The organism is Marinobacter sp. L-80 (genome assembly GCF_056859395.1).
Window position 1 is genome coordinate 131,422 of the sequence record NZ_JBSXOI010000074.1, and the last position, 16,913, is coordinate 148,334.

Annotated in this window: 13 protein-coding genes and 1 tRNA gene; 12 read left to right on the forward strand and 2 right to left on the reverse strand. The window is 58.6% G+C overall.

Annotation, left to right across the window (positions count from 1 at the left end; translation table 11 throughout):
- The first annotated feature begins 60 nt into the window (after positions 1-60).
- The 7 genes from fmt (at position 61) to AC13E3_RS16680 (ending at position 7,612) form a co-directional block, all read left to right on the forward strand.
- Positions 61-996 (forward strand): methionyl-tRNA formyltransferase, encoded by a 936-nt coding sequence (fmt, locus tag AC13E3_RS16650; RefSeq protein WP_273069643.1) that lies wholly within the window; start codon positions 61-63, stop codon positions 994-996.
- Position 997: 1 nt separating this feature from the next.
- Positions 998-2,299, forward strand: coding sequence for a 16S rRNA (cytosine(967)-C(5))-methyltransferase RsmB (gene rsmB / locus AC13E3_RS16655; protein ID WP_405417760.1), 1,302 nt, complete (start codon positions 998-1,000; stop codon positions 2,297-2,299).
- Positions 2,296-3,699 (forward strand): Trk system potassium transporter TrkA, encoded by a 1,404-nt coding sequence (gene trkA, locus AC13E3_RS16660; RefSeq protein WP_008176663.1) that lies wholly within the window; start codon positions 2,296-2,298, stop codon positions 3,697-3,699. The genes rsmB and trkA overlap by 4 nt, the downstream gene beginning before the upstream one ends.
- A gap of 105 nt (positions 3,700-3,804) precedes the next feature.
- The gene (glyQ, locus tag AC13E3_RS16665; RefSeq protein ID WP_041645858.1) at positions 3,805-4,830 is read left to right on the forward strand and encodes a glycine--tRNA ligase subunit alpha; all 1,026 of its coding nucleotides are present in this window, start codon (positions 3,805-3,807) and stop codon (positions 4,828-4,830) included.
- 2 nt (positions 4,831-4,832) lie between these two features.
- Positions 4,833-6,914, forward strand: a complete 2,082-nt coding sequence (glyS, locus tag AC13E3_RS16670; protein WP_405417756.1) for a glycine--tRNA ligase subunit beta — start codon at positions 4,833-4,835, stop codon at positions 6,912-6,914.
- Positions 6,915-6,942: 28 nt separating this feature from the next.
- Positions 6,943-7,500 (forward strand): D-glycero-beta-D-manno-heptose 1,7-bisphosphate 7-phosphatase, encoded by a 558-nt coding sequence (gene gmhB, locus AC13E3_RS16675; protein WP_338355825.1) that lies wholly within the window; start codon positions 6,943-6,945, stop codon positions 7,498-7,500.
- Between the two features lie 35 nt (positions 7,501-7,535).
- A tRNA-Pro gene (locus tag AC13E3_RS16680) sits at positions 7,536-7,612 on the forward strand.
- A gap of 98 nt (positions 7,613-7,710) precedes the next feature.
- On the opposite strand, the gene AC13E3_RS16685 is transcribed toward AC13E3_RS16680, so the two are convergent.
- Positions 7,711-9,267 carry a phospholipase D family protein gene (locus AC13E3_RS16685; protein ID WP_482902248.1) on the reverse strand — a complete coding sequence of 519 codons (1,557 nt, stop codon included), beginning with the start codon at positions 9,265-9,267 and terminating at the stop codon, positions 7,711-7,713.
- A 243-nt stretch (positions 9,268-9,510) separates the two neighbouring features.
- On the opposite strand from AC13E3_RS16685, the gene AC13E3_RS16690 reads away from it, so the two are divergent.
- Both AC13E3_RS16690 and AC13E3_RS16695 read left to right on the forward strand, forming a co-directional pair.
- Positions 9,511-10,137, forward strand: a complete 627-nt coding sequence (locus AC13E3_RS16690; protein ID WP_014578868.1) for a peroxiredoxin — start codon at positions 9,511-9,513, stop codon at positions 10,135-10,137.
- Positions 10,138-10,203: 66 nt separating this feature from the next.
- Positions 10,204-10,749 (forward strand): rhodanese-like domain-containing protein, encoded by a 546-nt coding sequence (locus tag AC13E3_RS16695; RefSeq protein ID WP_273157777.1) that lies wholly within the window; start codon positions 10,204-10,206, stop codon positions 10,747-10,749.
- 44 nt (positions 10,750-10,793) lie between these two features.
- Here AC13E3_RS16695 and AC13E3_RS16700 read toward each other — a convergent pair whose 3' ends face one another.
- Complete coding sequence (locus AC13E3_RS16700; RefSeq protein ID WP_273157778.1) at positions 10,794-11,237, reverse strand: hypothetical protein; 444 nt, start codon at positions 11,235-11,237, stop codon at positions 10,794-10,796.
- A 222-nt stretch (positions 11,238-11,459) separates the two neighbouring features.
- Between AC13E3_RS16700 and AC13E3_RS16705 the strand changes: the two genes are divergently transcribed.
- The 3 genes from AC13E3_RS16705 (at position 11,460) to AC13E3_RS16715 (ending at position 16,910) form a co-directional block, all read left to right on the forward strand.
- On the forward strand, positions 11,460-12,716 hold the full coding sequence (locus tag AC13E3_RS16705) for an NAD(P)/FAD-dependent oxidoreductase (RefSeq protein WP_482902249.1): 1,257 nt from the start codon (positions 11,460-11,462) through the stop codon (positions 12,714-12,716).
- A 204-nt stretch (positions 12,717-12,920) separates the two neighbouring features.
- Entirely contained in the window at positions 12,921-14,474 is a 1,554-nt protein-coding gene (locus AC13E3_RS16710; protein ID WP_273157780.1) for a methyl-accepting chemotaxis protein, read from the forward strand.
- Positions 14,475-14,543: 69 nt separating this feature from the next.
- On the forward strand, positions 14,544-16,910 hold the full coding sequence (locus tag AC13E3_RS16715) for a sensor domain-containing phosphodiesterase (protein WP_482902250.1): 2,367 nt from the start codon (positions 14,544-14,546) through the stop codon (positions 16,908-16,910).
- The last annotated feature ends 3 nt before the right edge of the window (positions 16,911-16,913 follow it).

Here is a 16,913-nt window from a genome sequence, read left to right on the forward strand (position 1 = left end):
ATTCCGGACCGGGTCATGACCCGGTCTTTTCGTATACAACGGAACAGAGATCACTACACCGTGCGACTTGTTTTTGCTGGTACACCGGATTTTGCGGCAACCGCGCTCCGCGCCCTGATTGCAGCCGGCCACACCATTGTTGGCGTTTACTCCCAGCCGGATCGTCCCGCCGGCCGTGGCCGGAAGCTGCAGCCCAGCCCGGTCAAGCAGGTGGCGCTGGACCACGGGATCCCGGTCTTCCAGCCCGAAACACTGAAAACGCCCGACGCCCAGAAACAATTGGCCGATCTGAATCCGGACGTGATGATTGTCGCGGCCTACGGTCTGATCCTGCCGAAGGCGGTCCTGGACATTCCAACCCACGGCTGCCTGAACATCCACGCCTCGCTGCTGCCGCGCTGGCGCGGCGCCGCACCTATTCAGCGGGCCATAGCGGCAGGCGATGCGGAAACCGGCATCACCATCATGCAGATGGACGAGGGCCTGGATACCGGCGCCATGCTGTTGAAATCCCTGACCACCATCGAGGACAACGACACCGGCGGCAGTCTCCATGACCGCCTGGCTGAACTCGGAGGCCAGGCCATCATCAAGGCCCTGGAGCTTCTTCAGAAGGGCGAACTCACCGGGGAATTCCAGAACGACCAGCTGGCCTGCTACGCCAGCAAACTGAGCAAGACTGAAGGCCATATTGACTGGGCCGCAGATGCCATAGCGATTGAACGGCTGGTTCGCGCCTTTAACCCCTGGCCCGGAACCTACACCGATCTGGGTGACCAACGCATCCGGATTCACGAAGCCCAGGCCCTGGTTACCGCCAGCGACGCTTTCCCCGGCACCGTAGTACAACGGGACCGGGACGGGATCGACATTGCCTGCGGCAACGGCACCCTGCGCATCACCCGTCTCCAGCTGCCGGGCTCCCGCGCCCAAAGCGTGAACGACCTGATCAATGGCGGCAAGGAGCTGCTCATGCCCGGCCAGGAGCTGCGCTGAGATGGGCGACCGACAACACCCCATGCGCGCCATCGCCGCGGGTGTGATGCTTTCCGTGGAGAATGGCCAGTCCCTGTCCCAGTGCCTGCCGCCCGCACTGAACCGCCTGCCCGCCAATGAACGTCCGGTTCTCCAGGCGCTCTGTTACGGCACCTGCCGCTGGTTTTACCGCCTGGACGGCGAGCTCAACAGCCGGCTGAAAAAACCTCTGCGCAAGCCCGACCGCATCATCCATCACCTGATGCTGGTTGCCCTGTTCCAGTTGCGCTTCAGCCAACAGGCCAATTACGCCGTTCTCAATGAAACCGTTGAAGCCTGTCGCGCCCTGGACAAACCCCATCTGACCGGGCTGGTGAATGGTGTCCTCAGGGCCGCGGAGCGGGAAGGCGCACAAGAACCGGCAGACGATGCCGGCAGGTTCAGCCACCCGGTGTGGATGGTGGAAAAGCTCCGCCACAACTGGCCGGAAGACTGGCAGCACATTCTCGACGCCAACAATGCCCAGGCCCCCATGACCCTGCGGGTAAATGCCCTCCGTTTTGCCCGGGATGAGTATCTTGGCCTGCTGGCTGAGGCCGGCATCGAAGCAAAGGCAACGCGCTTCGCACCCCACGGCATTCAACTGGCCACTCCGGTTCCTGTCGATCGGCTGCCCTGGTTCGCCGATGGCGCTGTCAGCGTGCAGGATGAGGCCGCACAATTGTGTACCACCCTGATGGACCTGGCGCCTGGCCAGAGGGTTCTGGATGCCTGTGCCGCTCCCGGCGGCAAAACCTGTGCGATTCTGGAGAGCTGTGGCGAGCTGGCGGAAGTGGTCGCCATCGACGAATCCGCTGATCGCCTGCCCAGGGTTCAGGAGAATCTGGATCGACTTGACCTCAACGCCACCCTGAAACAGGCGGATGCGGCTGCGACCGAACAATGGTGGGACGGCGAGGCATTCGATCGCATTCTTCTGGACGTGCCCTGCAGCGCCAGCGGCGTGATTCGCCGCCACCCTGATATCAAGTTATTGCGCCGTGAATCGGACATTACCCCCCTGGCGGCCATACAGCTCGGGTTGCTGGACGCAATGTGGGCTATCCTGAAACCCGGAGGCCGGCTGGTGTATGCCACCTGCTCGGTGTTCCCGCAGGAAAACCACCGTATAATTCAGCGGTTTTGCAAGCAGCAGACCGATGCCATTCTCGTTGAGCCGGAAGCTCAATGGGGACGCGATATGGGTGCGGGGCGGCAACTGCTCCCGGATCCGGACAGCCATGACGGCTTCTTCTACGCCGTGCTGGAGAAACCCGAACCATGAAAATCCTGATTCTCGGTGCCGGCCAGGTCGGCGGTACCCTTGCCGAAAACCTAGCCAACGAAGCCAACGACATCACCATTATCGACAGCGATGGTGCCCGATTGCGCGAATTGCAGGACCGGCTCGACATCCGCACCGTTCAGGGCGCGGCGTCCTATCCCACGGCACTGCGACAGGCCGGGGCCGAAGACGCCGACATGCTGATTGCCGTCACCAACAGTGACGAGACAAATATGGTCGCCTGCCAGGTGGCCAAACTGCTGTACAAGACCCCGACCACCATATGCCGGGTACGAGCCAACGCCTATCTGGCGAAATCCGAACTTTTCTACCAGCGCGACCAGACCAAGGACCTCGACAGCCTGCGGGGTTTTCCCATTGATGTTCTGATCAGCCCCGAACACCTGGTGACCAAACACATCACCCGGTTGATCGAGAACCCCGGCGCCCTCCAGGTACTGGAGTTTTCCAAGGGCCTGACCCGCCTTGTGGCCATCCGTGCCACCAAGGGTGGCCCGCTGGTGGGCCATGAGCTGTCTTACCTGCGCACCCACATGCCCAAGATCGATACCCGGGTGGCGGCCATCTTCCGCAAAGACCGGGCGATCATGCCCGAGGGCAACACGGTGATTGAAGACGGGGACGAGGTGTTCTTCATTGCCGCCGGTGACCACATCAAGTCGGTGATGAGCGAACTCCAACCCCTGGTCAAACCCTACAAGCGCATCTTCATCTGCGGGGGCGGCAATATCGGTCAGCGGCTTGCCCATACCCTCGAGAACCGGTACCAGGTCAAACTGCTGGAGCGGGACCACGAGCGCTGTGTCATGCTCTCGGAGAACCTGCGCAAGACCGTGGTGCTGGAGGGCAACGCCGCCAACAAGGATATCCTGCTGGAAGAGAACATCGAGAGTACCGATGTGTTCTGCGCAGTGACCAACGACGATGAAGCCAACATCATGGCTTCGCTTCTGGCCAAGCGCCTGGGCGCTCGCAAGGTCCTGACCCTGATCAACAATCCGGACTACGTGGACCTGATTCAGGGCGGCGACATCGATGTGGCCATCTCGCCCCAACAGACCACCATTGGCAGCCTTCTGACCCACGTTCGCCGGGGCGATGTTGTGAACGTTCACTCACTGCGCAGGGGCGCGGCAGAGGCAATCGAAGCCATTGCCCATGGGGATCACCGGTCTTCAAAAGTGGTCGGTAAACGGCTTGATGAAATCAACCTGCCAGAAGGCACCACCATCGGCGCCATCGTGCGCCGCAATGAAGTTCTGATCGCCCACGATCATCTCCGGATCCAACCGGACGACCACGTAATCCTGTTCCTGGTGGACAAAACCCGCATCCGGGATGTGGAAAAACTGTTCCAGGTGGGTCTTACCTTCTTCTGACTTAGAAATACACAGCCAGCACGCGTATAATGCGCCTTTCTTTTTTCGGAGCGCCCCGAAGGACAACCGGGGCGCCACACACAGACTGATCAGCAGGCAACCGTCGTGACAGACAAGGCAACGAAACAGACAACTCCGGATATCGGGACCTTCCAGGGCCTTATCCTGGCTCTGCAGAATTTCTGGGCGCAGCATGGCTGCGTGGTCCTCCAGCCACTGGACATGGAAGTGGGTGCCGGCACGTTCCACCCGGCCACCTTCCTGCGTGCCATCGGGCCGGAAACCTGGAACGCCGCCTACGTTCAGCCCAGCCGCCGTCCTACCGACGGCCGTTACGGTGAGAACCCGAACCGCCTGCAGCATTACTACCAGTTCCAGGTGGTTCTGAAGCCATCACCGGACAACATCCAGGAACTGTACCTGGATTCCCTGCGGGCGCTGGGTCTGGACCCGCTCGTTCACGACATCCGGTTTGTAGAAGACAACTGGGAGTCCCCGACGCTGGGCGCCTGGGGTCTGGGCTGGGAAATCTGGCTGAACGGCATGGAAGTGACTCAGTTCACCTACTTCCAGCAGGTTGGCGGCCTGGAATGCTTCCCGGTGACCGGCGAACTGACCTACGGGCTTGAGCGGATCGCCATGTACCTGCAGGGCGTCGACAGCGTGTACGACCTGGTCTGGACCGAGGGCCCGGACGGTGTGGTCACCTACGGTGACGTGTTCCACCAGCAGGAAGTGGAGATGTCCACCTACAACTTCGAGCACGCTGACACCGAGTTCCTGTTTCATAGCTTTGATGTTCACGAGCGGGAGAGCGCACGGCTGATCGAAGCCGGCCTGGCCCTGCCAGCCTATGAACAGGTTCTCAAGGCCTCCCATACTTTTAACCTGCTGGACGCCCGCCACGCCATCTCGGTTACCGAGCGTCAGCGCTTCATCCTGAGGGTTCGCACCCTGGCTCGTGCCGTCGCCCAGGCGTACTTCGACAGCCGTCGCTCGCTTGGCTTCCCGCTCGCCCCCGAGGCGTTGCGCAAGGAAGTCCTTGCCGCCGCTGAGGCCGCCGACGACAAGGCGAAAAGCAAGAAAGGCAAGAAAGCGAAGAAGGCACAGCAGGAACAGGGGAACGCATAACCATGGCAACACAGGATTTTCTGGTCGAACTGGGCACCGAAGAACTGCCCCCCAAGGCCCTCAAGCCGCTGTCTGACGCCTTCACCCAGGGCATTGCCCGGGGCCTGGAAGAAGCGGGCATCGAATTTGGCAAGGTTGAAGCCTTTGCCGCTCCGCGCCGCCTGGCCGTGCGGATCCGGGATCTGGCTGACTCCCAGCCGGACAAGTCGGTTGAAAAACGTGGCCCTGCCGTCAAGGCGGCATTCGACGACGCTGGCAATCCGACCCGCGCGCTGACCGGCTTTGCCACCTCTCTGGGCGTAACCCCGGACCAGCTCGACACCCTGGAAACCGACAAGGGTGCCTGGGTGGTCTACCGCACGGTCGAGCAGGGCAAGCCCACCGTAGAGCTGATGCCGGAACTGGTGGAGCAATCCCTGGCCGGCCTGCCGATTCCCAAGCGCATGCGCTGGGGTGGCCACCGTACCGAGTTCGTGCGTCCGGTCCACTGGGTAGTAATGTTGTTCGGCAACAAGGTGATCGAGGCGCCCATCATGGGCCTGACTCCGGGCAACAAGACCCGCGGTCACCGCTTCCATTGCCCGAAATCCCTGATCGTACCTACGCCGGGTGATTACGAAGTCGTCCTCAAGCAGGAAGGCTATGTGATTGCCGATTTCGCCGAGCGCCGGGAACAGATTCGCGCCGGCGTCACCGAGCTGGCCGAGAAGGAAGCCGGTGGCAAGGCCGTCATCGATGAGGACCTGCTGGACGAAGTCACCGCGCTCAACGAGTGGCCAGTGCCGTTGATGGGCCGATTCGAGGAACGGTTCCTCGAGGTTCCAGCGGAGGCCCTGATTTCCTCTATGAAGGAACACCAGAAGTACTTCCACGTGGTGGCCGCCGACGGGGAAATGCTGCCGCTGTTCATCACCGTGGCAAACATCGAAAGCAAGGACCCGTCACAGGTTGTTTCCGGTAACGAGAAAGTGATCCGGCCCCGGCTCTCCGATGCCGCGTTCTTCTACGAGACCGACCGGAAGACCAAACTCGAGGATCGCATCGACGCCCTCAAGCCCATCGTGTTCCAGGAAAAACTGGGCAGTATCTACGACAAGTCTGTGCGCGTTGCCGCACTGGCCAAGAAAATCGCCGACGCCATCGGCAGTGATCCGGCCCTCGCCGAGCGCGCCGCCATGCTGGCGAAGACCGACCTGGTCACCGAAATGGTCCTGGAGTTCACCGACCTGCAGGGCATCATGGGCCAATACTACGCCGCCAATGACGGCGAACCGGAAGACGTGGCCAAGGCACTGAACGAACAGTACATGCCCCGTTTCGCTGGCGACGATTTGCCAACAACCCTGACCGGCTGTGCCATCGCCATCGCGGACCGTCTGGACTCCCTGGTGGGCCTGTTCGGCATCAACCAGCCGCCATCCGGCACACGGGACCCGTTCGCCCTGCGCCGGGCCTCCCTCGGGGTGCTGCGCATTATCATCGAGCGCGAACTGCCGCTGGACCTGCAAACCTGCTGCGAGTGGGCCGAAGAGAACTTCACCTTGCTGACCGAGCAGAACACCGCCAGCACCGTGGTGGACTATATGCTGGAGCGCTTCCGTGCCCACTACGACGAGCAGGGCATTGGCGCCGAGGTCTACCTGGCCGTTCACGCCCGCCGTCCGACCCGCCCGCTGGATTTCGACCGCCGGGTAAAAGCGGTGGAAGCCTTCCGGCAGCTGCCCGAAGCGCAGGCCCTGGCCGGCGCCAATAAGCGGGTTTCTAACATCCTGACCAAACAGGGTGGCGACAGCATCGGCGAAACGGTCGACGCCAGCCTGCTGCAGGACAGCGCCGAAAAGGCCCTCGCCGAGCAGGTCGACCAACAGGCCGCGAAAGTTCTGCCGCTGTTCGAGAACGGCGACTACGCCAGTGCCCTGAGCTCACTGGCCAGCCTGCGTGCACCGGTGGACAACTTCTTTGATGAAGTGATGGTCATGGCCGACGACGAGGCGGTAAGGAACAACCGGCTGGCGTTGCTGAACCGCCTGCGCAACCTGTTCCTGCGCGTTGCGGATATCTCCCTGCTGCCCACAGCAGGCTGAGACCGGACCAAGGGGCACGCGCACAGCGATGTTGATCATTCTCGACCGGGACGGGGTCATCAACGAGTACGATGGCAACTACATCTGCTCGGCGGATGAATGGCACCCCATTCCCGGCAGCGTTGAGGCGGTGGCCCGGCTCTGTATTGCCGGCCATCGCATTGCCATCGCCACTAACCAGTCAGGCATCGGCCGCGGCTACTACGACACCGATGAGCTGGATGCCATGCACGAGAAGCTCGAGCAGCTGGTGGAAGCCCAGGGTGGCTGCATCGACTTCATTGCCTACTGCCCCCACCACCCCGACGACCAGTGCTGCTGCCGCAAGCCACTCACCGGCCTGCTGGAGCAGATCCGCGAGCATTTTCATCTCGCCAGTCTTGAAGGGGTCATCATGGTGGGAGACAGCCGCAAGGACCTGGAAGCCGGCCACGCCGAAGGGTGCCGTCCGGTACTCGTGCGAACTGGCAACGGCCTGGACACCGAACGCCATCTGGAGGCCCGGCCTATACCCGGCGCCGATGTCAGTATCTACGATAATCTGAGCAAATTTACGGATGCCCTTTTATCCGCCGAGGGCTGGTAAAACCAAAGCGAATCCGTATAATACCGGCCGTTGATCGGCGTGTGGCGCAGCTTGGTAGCGCACTTCGTTCGGGACGAAGGGGTCGCAGGTTCGAATCCTGCCACGCCGACCATTTTCCCGTTTATTCCCTTCCCGTTTTTCCCCCCTAGCGGTACGCATCAAAAAATCGACTTATCGTCGAGGCCGTCAATCACAGCGCTGATTACGTAACTAAAGCAACGGCTCCACAGGCAACAAAGAGAACAGATACACCAATGCCCGTTTGAAAGGGCCGGTATTCGGGTCATGGTGGTGCTCGATCGTTTCTGCACCCGTGAACTCCAGCCATCGGAGATTGCCGTCTTCATCCAGCATAACCTCATAAGCCGCAAGTCTGACTTTCTCGGGAAAGGCGGATTCAAGTGCGGTCGCCAGCTCCGGGCTCTTGATCAGAAAACCCAGCTCGGTGTTCAGATTCGCTGAACGGGGGTCGAAATTGAAGGAACCAACGAAAAGCGACTGACCATCTACGGCGAAGGTTTTGGCGTGAAGGCTGGCGGCCGAGCTGCCGGCAATGCCGCGAGGGCTCGACTTGCTGTCTTCATCCTCAGACCTGAATTTGCGCAGCTCGAACAACTCAACGCCCGCCTCTAATAGGGCCTCCCGGTATTTCGCATAGCCTGAATGCACCAGGGCGACGTCGTTGGCTTCCAGGGAGTTGGTGAGAATCCGCACCTGCACACCGGCGCTTTCAAGCTCGCGAAACAGCTCGACGCCACGATTACCGGGAACGAAGTAGGGCGAAACCAGGGTCACTGTCTTTTCAGGTTCACCCAACGCCAGGGCCAACTGTTGGCTCAATCGACTCTGCTCTCCTTCGAGCCCCTGGGCCTTGGCAGGATCATCGCTCACCATCTCTACCGGCGCCCAGACAAAAGAGACCTCCCGGTCCAGCAATTCCCTGAGAAAATCCGAATTCTGCAAAGCAGCCACGAAGCGCCGGGCTTCAGCATCCTGTTCGACGGAAGCAAGACTTGCTGCCATGGCATCCAGATCCTCATCATCGGCGCCTGCGAGCAACCGATCCACCGGATACGCGGACTGACTCGCCCAGTAGCGATCAAAATCCCTGGAGACACGCTCCACGACGGGCCCGATCGCCAGAACATCCAGATCCGCGAACAGCGTACCGTCACCCACACCGAAATACTCATCAGCAATGTTGCGGCCGCCAATAATGGAGGCCTGGTTGTCAGCCGTGAATGACTTGTTGTGCATCCGGCGGTTCAGGCGACCAAAGTCCGTCAGAAAGCCCAAAGTCCGGGAACTACGAATCACAAACGGATTGAACAGCCGAACCTCGACGTTGTCGTGATGATTTAACGCCGCCAGGAGATCGTCCAGGCCGGCGATGCCGTTGTCATCCAGGAGCAACCGAACCCGAACGCCACGTTCGGCCGCGCGATATAGCGAGTACAGAAGCAGCTTGCCGGTAATATCGTCCCGCCAGATGTAGTACTGGACATCCAGGGATCTCTCGCTGGCCTCTGCGAGCAAAGCGCGGGCAACGAAAGCGTCCAGCGGATCCTCCAGTGTTGTAATACCACTGAGATCGGGGTGGGTTTCAATCTCTCTGCCAACTGCGCTGCCAAGGCGCGTATCTGCCGTCTGCGCCTGAACGAATGCAACAGACTGTGAGCGGTCTTTCAGGGATGGCAACGCACAACCTGCCAGCAGACCTGTGAGCAGTAGGAGTGCGAGAGGGGCGAAAGTTCGGCTTTCGATCATTTTCAAGGGGGCCTGCGACTATGGGCACAATCTGAAGCATGCCACAGAGTAAACGCTTTATCAGGACAGAGAAGTAACCCTCACGGTAGAGCGATCTACTGAGAAAGGCCCGCCCTCAATTTGTTAAACCTATTTGTTCTATAGATATAACTTTCTTGGCTAAGGGCCTCCCGGCGGGTTATTGTTACTCCGACATCAAGAGGCAACCCGCCTCCACCAGCAAAACCCGACAGGAGATTCATCATGAGTTTATTGCTTGGCTCTACCGCCCCGAACTTCACCATCGACAGCACCGCCGGCCAGATCAACTTCCACGACTGGGCAGGTGATTCCTGGGTATTCTTCTTCAGCCACCCGGCCGACTTCACGCCGGTGTGCACCACTGAAATGGGCCGCACCGCGCAGCTGGCGAAAGAATTCGAAGCCCGCAACGTGAAGCCCCTGGGTCTTTCCACCGATACCGTGGAAGAGCACGTAAAGTGGATTGAAGACGTCAACGACACCCAGAACTGCGACCTCCAGTTCCCGATCGTTGCCGACGCTGACCACAAAGTGGCCGAGCTGTACGAAATGATCCACGCCGGTGAGAGCGAAACCGCAGCCGTGCGCAGCGTGTTCATCATCGACCCGAACAAGAAGATCCGTCTGACCATGACCTACCCGATGGCGGTCGGCCGTAACTTCGACGAGATCCTCCGGGTCATCGATGCCCTGCAAACCGGTGATGCCAACAAGGTTGCCCTGCCGGCCGACTGGCGCAAAGGAGACGACGTGATCATTCCGCCCTCCATTTCCAACGAGGAAGCCAAGGGTCTGTTCCCGCAGGGCTGGAATGAAATCCGTCCGTATCTCCGCACCACCAAGCTTTAATCCGACTCGCGGATAGATAAGGGGCCCGTCGTTCGGCGGGCCTCCCCAATGCAGGAGGAAACCATCATGAAGCATATACTGACAGCCCTGCTCGCCACTATCGCCATTGCCTTCAGCGCCCAGGCGGAAGAGGCACTTTCCCTCACCCCACAGCAAACCTATGACATGGTTCAGGAGCAGGGAGACCAACTCCTGTTTGTGGATGTCCGGGATCCGGTTGAAATCATGTTTATCGGATTCACCGATGTGGTCGACAAGAATATCCCGTTCAAACTCGCCGATCGCTCGACTTTCCTTGATGACAAGGGTCGGTTTGCCATGAACACCAATCCGGAGTTCGCTTCACAGGTAGAAAAGGCCCTGAAGGAAAAAGGCCTTACCAGGGATGATCTGGTCATTACCATGTGCCGCTCCGGGTCCAGCCGTGGCAAGCCAAGCGCGGAATACCTGCTGGAGCGCGGCTTCACCAATGTGAAGTACATTGACCACGGCTTTCAGGGAAGTGGCGCCAAAGAAGGCAAGAAGAAAGGCATGAGAATTGTAAATGGCTGGCAGAATGACGGCCTGCCATGGTCCATGACGCTGAACGCCGACAAGATCTATCGTCCTTGAGTCAGATATAAACGCCCGGGTCACTGGACACCGGGCTTGCAAACTCAGAAAGTGAACGTACGCATCTTCGGGTTGAGCATCTGGCCGGCCATTTCCGGCGGCATGGCAACGCCCACGCCGTCAATCAGATCGTCCTTGCCGTAGTCGCTGTTCGGAAGATACAGCGCACAGACCTTCGCCTCACCACCGTTTTTCAACAGACCGCGCAGCATCTGCCCCGGAGTCACATCTTTGGGTTTGAGGGCGGGCGCTTCGTAGGACTTAAGTGCCAGGTCACCGGCTTTGTCGCACAGCAGCACGTTTACCTTGGCGCCCTGCTGGGCCATGGTGTTCGAAAGCACCATCGCCATGCCCTGTGTCTGCAGCGAATCGCTGGACAGGATCACCAGCACTTCTTCAACACCCCCTTTATGACTGTCGGCATAAGCGCTGAAAGGTACGGCTGCAATAACCGCAGCCGCGGCGATGGCTTTGATTGACTTGATCATGGGAAAAGCTCCTTTTTGGGTTGATCGAAAAACTTTGAAACCAATGTACCTGGGCAAAATCGAGCCTTCAGTGACAAAGTCACTTTCGACGCTATGCCTGTGCCGAAGCTGGCCAACCTTGTATATTTCCATTTATGCTAACGATAGAACATTAAGTTTGGTAGGCTTTAATATATCTCAAGCTCACTCGCGCACAGCAAACAAAGACAAGAGGTTCGAGGCATGACCAGCAACACAACCACCACGGGCAGCGTCAAAACCCATACCGTCGTAATCGTGGGCGGCGGAGCAGCCGGTATATCGGTGGCATCCAGCATCCACAAACGGGATGGCAATATCGACATCGCCATTATCGAGCCGGCTAACCGGCACCACTACCAGCCCGGCTGGACCATGGTGGGTGGTGGGGTTTTCCGGCCAGAAGTCACCTCCAAGCCCATGTCAGAAGTGATGCCAAAATTCGTATCCTGGTACCAGCAACCGGTAACCGCCATCGACCAGGACAACAACCAGGTTTCTCTGGGTGACGGTTCCTCCGTGCAATACAAAGCCCTGGTGCTCGCTCCCGGGCTAGAGCTGAACTGGGCCGGCATCGACGGTCTTGACGAAGCGCTGGGCTCCAACGGGGTCACATCCAATTACCGGGAAGGCATGGCCAGCTACACCTGGGACATGGTGCAGAAGCTCAAGAAAGGCCGGGCTCTTTTCAGCCAGCCGCCAATGCCGATCAAATGCGCCGGCGCCCCTCAGAAAGCCATGTATCTGTCTGCCGATTACTGGCTCAAGCACGGCGTGCTCAACAATGTGGATATCCAGTTTCACAACGCCGGAGCCGTCTTGTTTGGTGTCGCCGATTACGTCCCGGCCCTGGAAGCCTATGTCGAAAAATACGGCATCGATCTGAATTTCCAGAGCACACTGGTTGCCGTGAACGGGCCTTCGAAAACAGCCGTTTTCCGCTCAACCGATGGCGAGGGCAACAGCCAGGACCGCGAAGTAAGCTTTGATATGCTGCACGCCGTGCCGCCCCAGCGGGCACCGAAGCTGATCCGGGAATCCGCACTGGCCAATGAAGGCGGCTGGCTGAATCTTGAGGACGATACCCTGCGCCATAAAACCTACACCAACATTTTTGGCCTTGGCGACGTGAGCGGAACCGGAAACGCAAAAACCGCTGCCGCGGTGCGCAAGCAGGCACCCGTGGTGGCTGAAAACCTCGTGGCGACGCTCCGAAACCAGCCGCTTGAAGCCGCCTACCTGGGCTATGGCTCCTGCCCTCTGACGGTCGAAAACGGCAAGATCGTGCTCGCAGAATTTGGCTATGGCGGCGTACTTCAGCCCAGCTTCCCGAAATGGATCAACGATGGCACCAAGGCCACCCGGGCCGCCTGGTGGTTGAAGGCCAAGCAGCTGCCAACGCTGTATTGGCACGGGATGTTGAAGGGGCATGAGTGGCTGGCCCGGCCCGCAAAGCGTTAACCCCTGGGAGAGGCTTACCAATGGAGGCTGCCCCACGAACAAACGGCCCGCCAGCGCCATGTGTCGCGTTGGCGGGTAGCGCCTCGGGCGTTGTCATTAGGGAAATTCCTGAGGCCCTTCACCGTTCCCACCGATAGAGTTATTGCAATATTTGTCCTACCCTGACTTAGTAATAAGTCTTTTACGCTAATGTCAGGGTTGATAATGCGCAGAAACCTACCGGTTACGGACAACGAAAAAACCTTCTCACCCAATCAGAAACTTATTTCCTCCACAGATCTCAAAGGTAAGATTAGGCACTGTAATTCGGCCTTTGTGGAGATAAGTGGTTTCAGCCGGGACGAGCTGATTGGCCAGCCTCACAACATTGTCCGGCATCCCGATATGCCACCCGCCGCCTATGAGAACATGTGGGCACACCTTAAGGCCGGACAGCCCTGGATGGGCCTGGTAAAGAACCGTTGCAAGAACGGCGATTTCTACTGGGTCAGTGCCTACGTTACCCCGGTCACCGAAAACGGCAAGGTAGTCGGCTACGAGTCCGTGAGATCCTGTCCCGACAGGAAGGACGTCGAGCGCGCAGAAAAGCTATACGCAGCCCTGAGGGCGGGCAGAACAGGAACCCCTTTCTGGCGCCGCGTCCAACCCCCCACCATCTTTTTGGCGCTTGTTTTCATTGTCACAGGGGCACTGTTTCTTGCCGATCAGAAAATGTTGTCCGAGCTTGTGCTGGCTGGGGGCGTGATTGCCTATGCCGGCTGGATGCATCTGGCCCGAAAACAGCTGATGGGCTCGGTCACCAGGCTACTGGCACACAGCTTCACAGATGATCTGGCCGCAAGAAGCTACACTGATGACGATTTGCCACTTGGGCGTATCAAGGTTGCAGTAAAGGCCCAACAAGCTCACCTTGATGCGGTACTCACCCGGCTTGAAGACTCCGCCGATGAGATGCGACTGTATTCTGTGAAAGGTCGCGAAGTCAGCTTCGAAGCTCAGGAGGCACTCAAACAGCAGCAGGCCGAAACCGAACAGGTTGCGGCAGCCGTACACGAGATGTCCCATACCATTGCGGAGGTCTCCTCGAACGTCCAGTCCACGGCAGAGCGGGCGGATGGCGCAAAAGAGTTTGCCAATGAGGGGCGTTCCGTTGTGCGCGGGACCCGGGAAGCCATTGAATCTCTCAAAGGTTCCGTTCATGGCATTAGCGCTTCCGTTGGCGAGTTGGCTCAGCAGACTCAGCAGATAGCCTCAGCCGCAAAAATTATCGAAGAGATTGCAGAGCAGACCAACCTGCTGGCCCTGAATGCCGCCATTGAAGCGGCGAGGGCCGGCGAGCATGGACGCGGATTCGCCGTTGTGGCCGAAGAGGTAAGGGGCCTGGCATCCCGGACCCGCAATTCAACGAGTGAAATCCATGGCATTGTCAGCGAACTGATTGCCCGCTCCGAGGAGGCCAACCAGAAAGCCGACGAGGGCAAGCTTTCGGCAGACGAGGGCATGGAAAAAATGCTTTCGGCCGAGAGCACCCTTAATGACATTGCTGAATCCGTCTCCAACATTGCCGAAATGGCAATGCAGATGGCAGCTGCCGTGGAGGAGCAGGCCCAGGTGTCGGATCAGATCAACGAGCAAGTGGAGAAAATCTCGGATCTGGCATCCAACAACCTGTCCAAAGGTGAAGAGTCCACCGAGTGCGTTAAAAACATTGAGCAGATTGCGAACGATTTGCACGAGCTGGTCGTACGTTTCAAGTGACAGGAGGATGGACGCCGCCGAACTTTGTTCAAAAAATAACCACCTGGCCTAGCAAAGTGAGTCACGACCATGGATAGCAGTACCCTGGAAAAACGACGGCTCACCGCCCTTGAGCGTTTGGGCATTCTCGATACGCCCCCGGAAGACCGTTTTGAAAGGCTTACCCGGATTGCCCGCCAGTACTATGGTGTAAAAACGGCGCTTTTTTCGGTGCTTGATGCCAACCGTCAATGGTTCAAGTCGCGTCAGGGCCTTGATGTCAGCGAGACCCCCCGCCCTGTTGCTTTCTGTGATTATGCCATTCAGCAGGACAAGGCGTTTATCGTCTGCGACGCTACAAAGGACCCTCGCTTTTCACAGAACCCACTGGTTACCGGACATCCCAACATCCGCTTCTATGCCGGCATGCCAGTACGTGAGCCGACCGGTTTCAAAATTGGCACCATTTGCATCATCGACGATCAGCCCCGTGATTTCGGGGAACTGGATCTGGACATCCTCCGAAACCTTGCCACGATGATCGAGGACGAGCTCGAGCGAACGTACCTGTCGATCGAGAACCATGAATTCGTGGAAGTGTCTCACCTGAACCGATCGATCCAGCGAGCTTTGAATGTCTTTCTGACCAGTGACAACCAGAATGCGGCCTTCGAGCAGATGCTCAACGATCTCCTGTCGCTCACCGGCAGCCAGTTCGGGTTTATTGGCGAAACCCTATCAAAAGAGAATGGCGCCCCTTATCTGAAAATCGGAGCGATCACCAATATTGCCTGGAACCCCAAAACCCAGGCGTTGTATCAACAGGTCGAACGACGGGGGCTTGTGTTCGATCGCCTGGACACCCTGATTGCACTTCCCATGACCTCGGGGGAGGTGGTCATTTCCAGCGATGTCGCGACCGACCCTCGCCGCGGCGGGCTCCCTCAGGGGCACCCAGATATTGATGCCTATATCGGTATTCCGGTGTTTTCCGGAGATCAACAAGTTGGACTGGTGGGGCTGGCGAACCGTCTCGGCGGATACAAAGTAAAACTGGCCGAAGAGCTCGAGCCTTTGCTGCAAACCCTCGGCAACCTGATCGAGCGCAAAAGGTTGCACCATGAGAAGCAGCAACACCAGAAACGCCTTGAAAAAGCGGCGAACTACGATGCCCTCACCGATTTGCCCAACCGCCGGAAACTCACTGAGATTTTCACCCAGGAGCTGCACGAGGCGAACCTGCGAGAAGGCACAGTTGCCCTCTGTTTTATCGATCTGGATGGCTTCAAAGGCATCAACGACCAACATGGCCCCGCAGTTGGTGATGCAGTCCTGAAAATCATCTCCGAACGCCTGAAAGCAACTGTGAGGCAACATGACGCCATCGGTCGTCTCGGGGGAGACGAATTTGTCGCCATACTCCGGGATGTGGAGGATTCGACGGTCTACAACCGCATTCTGGAAGTTGTACGCCGCCCGATCAGTTACCAGAATTCTGTCATGAAACTGTCGGCCAGCATGGGTGTGACCGTTTATCCTGACGACGCCGAGGATCCGGATACACTGCTCCGGCATGCCGACCAAGCGATGTATGCGGCAAAAGATGCGGGCAAAGACAGCTACAGCCTGTTTGACCTCGCCTCCCACTATACCCGGAAAGAGCGTGTCCGCGTTCTCGAGCAGGTTGACGAGGCACTGGCGAAAAAGCAGTTCGAGCTCTACTACCAACCCAAGATCAACTACCGCACCGGATCGGTAGAGGGTTTTGAGGCACTGATCCGTTGGAACCACCCGGAGGAGGGGCTTCTGTCGCCGGCCCGATTCCTGGAGCACCTTGAATTCACCGAATACGCCAGACAGGTTGGCCTGTTCGTGATGGAAAGCGCAGTCGGCGTGATCTGCGAATTCATGAACCTGGGGTTGCCGTATACCGTCAGCATCGACCTGAGCCCCTCCCACTTCCTGAGCGAACACTTCCCGGATGACATCACCGGCACCATGAACGAATGCCCTCACGAGGTGCGGGACCGGCTGATCATAGAAATCCTTGAAACCACTGCCCTGGACGACACCACCACGGTCATGAAAAACCTCAGTGTTTGCCGCAATGCCGGACTGGGCATTTCCCTGGACGATTTCGGCACCGGTTACTCATCATTGAACTATTTCCGGACCTTGCCGGCCCAGGAAGTGAAAATAGATCGAACCTTCGTGGGAGATCTGATCGGGAACCAGGATAACTCGATGATCGTAGAAGCGATTTTGCGCCTGTCCCAGAGTTTTCAGAGGCGTACTGTGGCAGAAGGGGTAGAAACGGCCGAACAGGAGGAGCGTCTACTGTCTCTTGGCTGCGATGTTGGCCAGGGTTATCGTTACAGCCCACCGCTTCCACTTGCAGAAGCGCTCGAATGGGCCAACACTTTCACTTGGGCCCGTTATCGTTCGGGCCAGAACTAGCCG

Coding starts and splice junctions, on each gene's coding strand:
- gmhB (WP_338355825.1), top strand. CDS start 6,943: ATGTTGATCATTCTCGACCGGGACGGGGTCATCAACGAGTACGATGGC.
- AC13E3_RS16710 (WP_273157780.1), top strand. CDS start 12,921: ATGCGCAGAAACCTACCGGTTACGGACAACGAAAAAACCTTCTCACCC.
- rsmB (WP_405417760.1), top strand. CDS start 998: ATGGGCGACCGACAACACCCCATGCGCGCCATCGCCGCGGGTGTGATG.
- AC13E3_RS16715 (WP_482902250.1), top strand. CDS start 14,544: ATGGATAGCAGTACCCTGGAAAAACGACGGCTCACCGCCCTTGAGCGT.
- trkA (WP_008176663.1), top strand. CDS start 2,296: ATGAAAATCCTGATTCTCGGTGCCGGCCAGGTCGGCGGTACCCTTGCC.
- glyS (WP_405417756.1), top strand. CDS start 4,833: ATGGCAACACAGGATTTTCTGGTCGAACTGGGCACCGAAGAACTGCCC.
- AC13E3_RS16700 (WP_273157778.1), bottom strand. CDS start 11,237: ATGATCAAGTCAATCAAAGCCATCGCCGCGGCTGCGGTTATTGCAGCC.
- AC13E3_RS16685 (WP_482902248.1), bottom strand. CDS start 9,267: ATGATCGAAAGCCGAACTTTCGCCCCTCTCGCACTCCTACTGCTCACA.
- AC13E3_RS16690 (WP_014578868.1), top strand. CDS start 9,511: ATGAGTTTATTGCTTGGCTCTACCGCCCCGAACTTCACCATCGACAGC.
- AC13E3_RS16695 (WP_273157777.1), top strand. CDS start 10,204: ATGAAGCATATACTGACAGCCCTGCTCGCCACTATCGCCATTGCCTTC.
- AC13E3_RS16705 (WP_482902249.1), top strand. CDS start 11,460: ATGACCAGCAACACAACCACCACGGGCAGCGTCAAAACCCATACCGTC.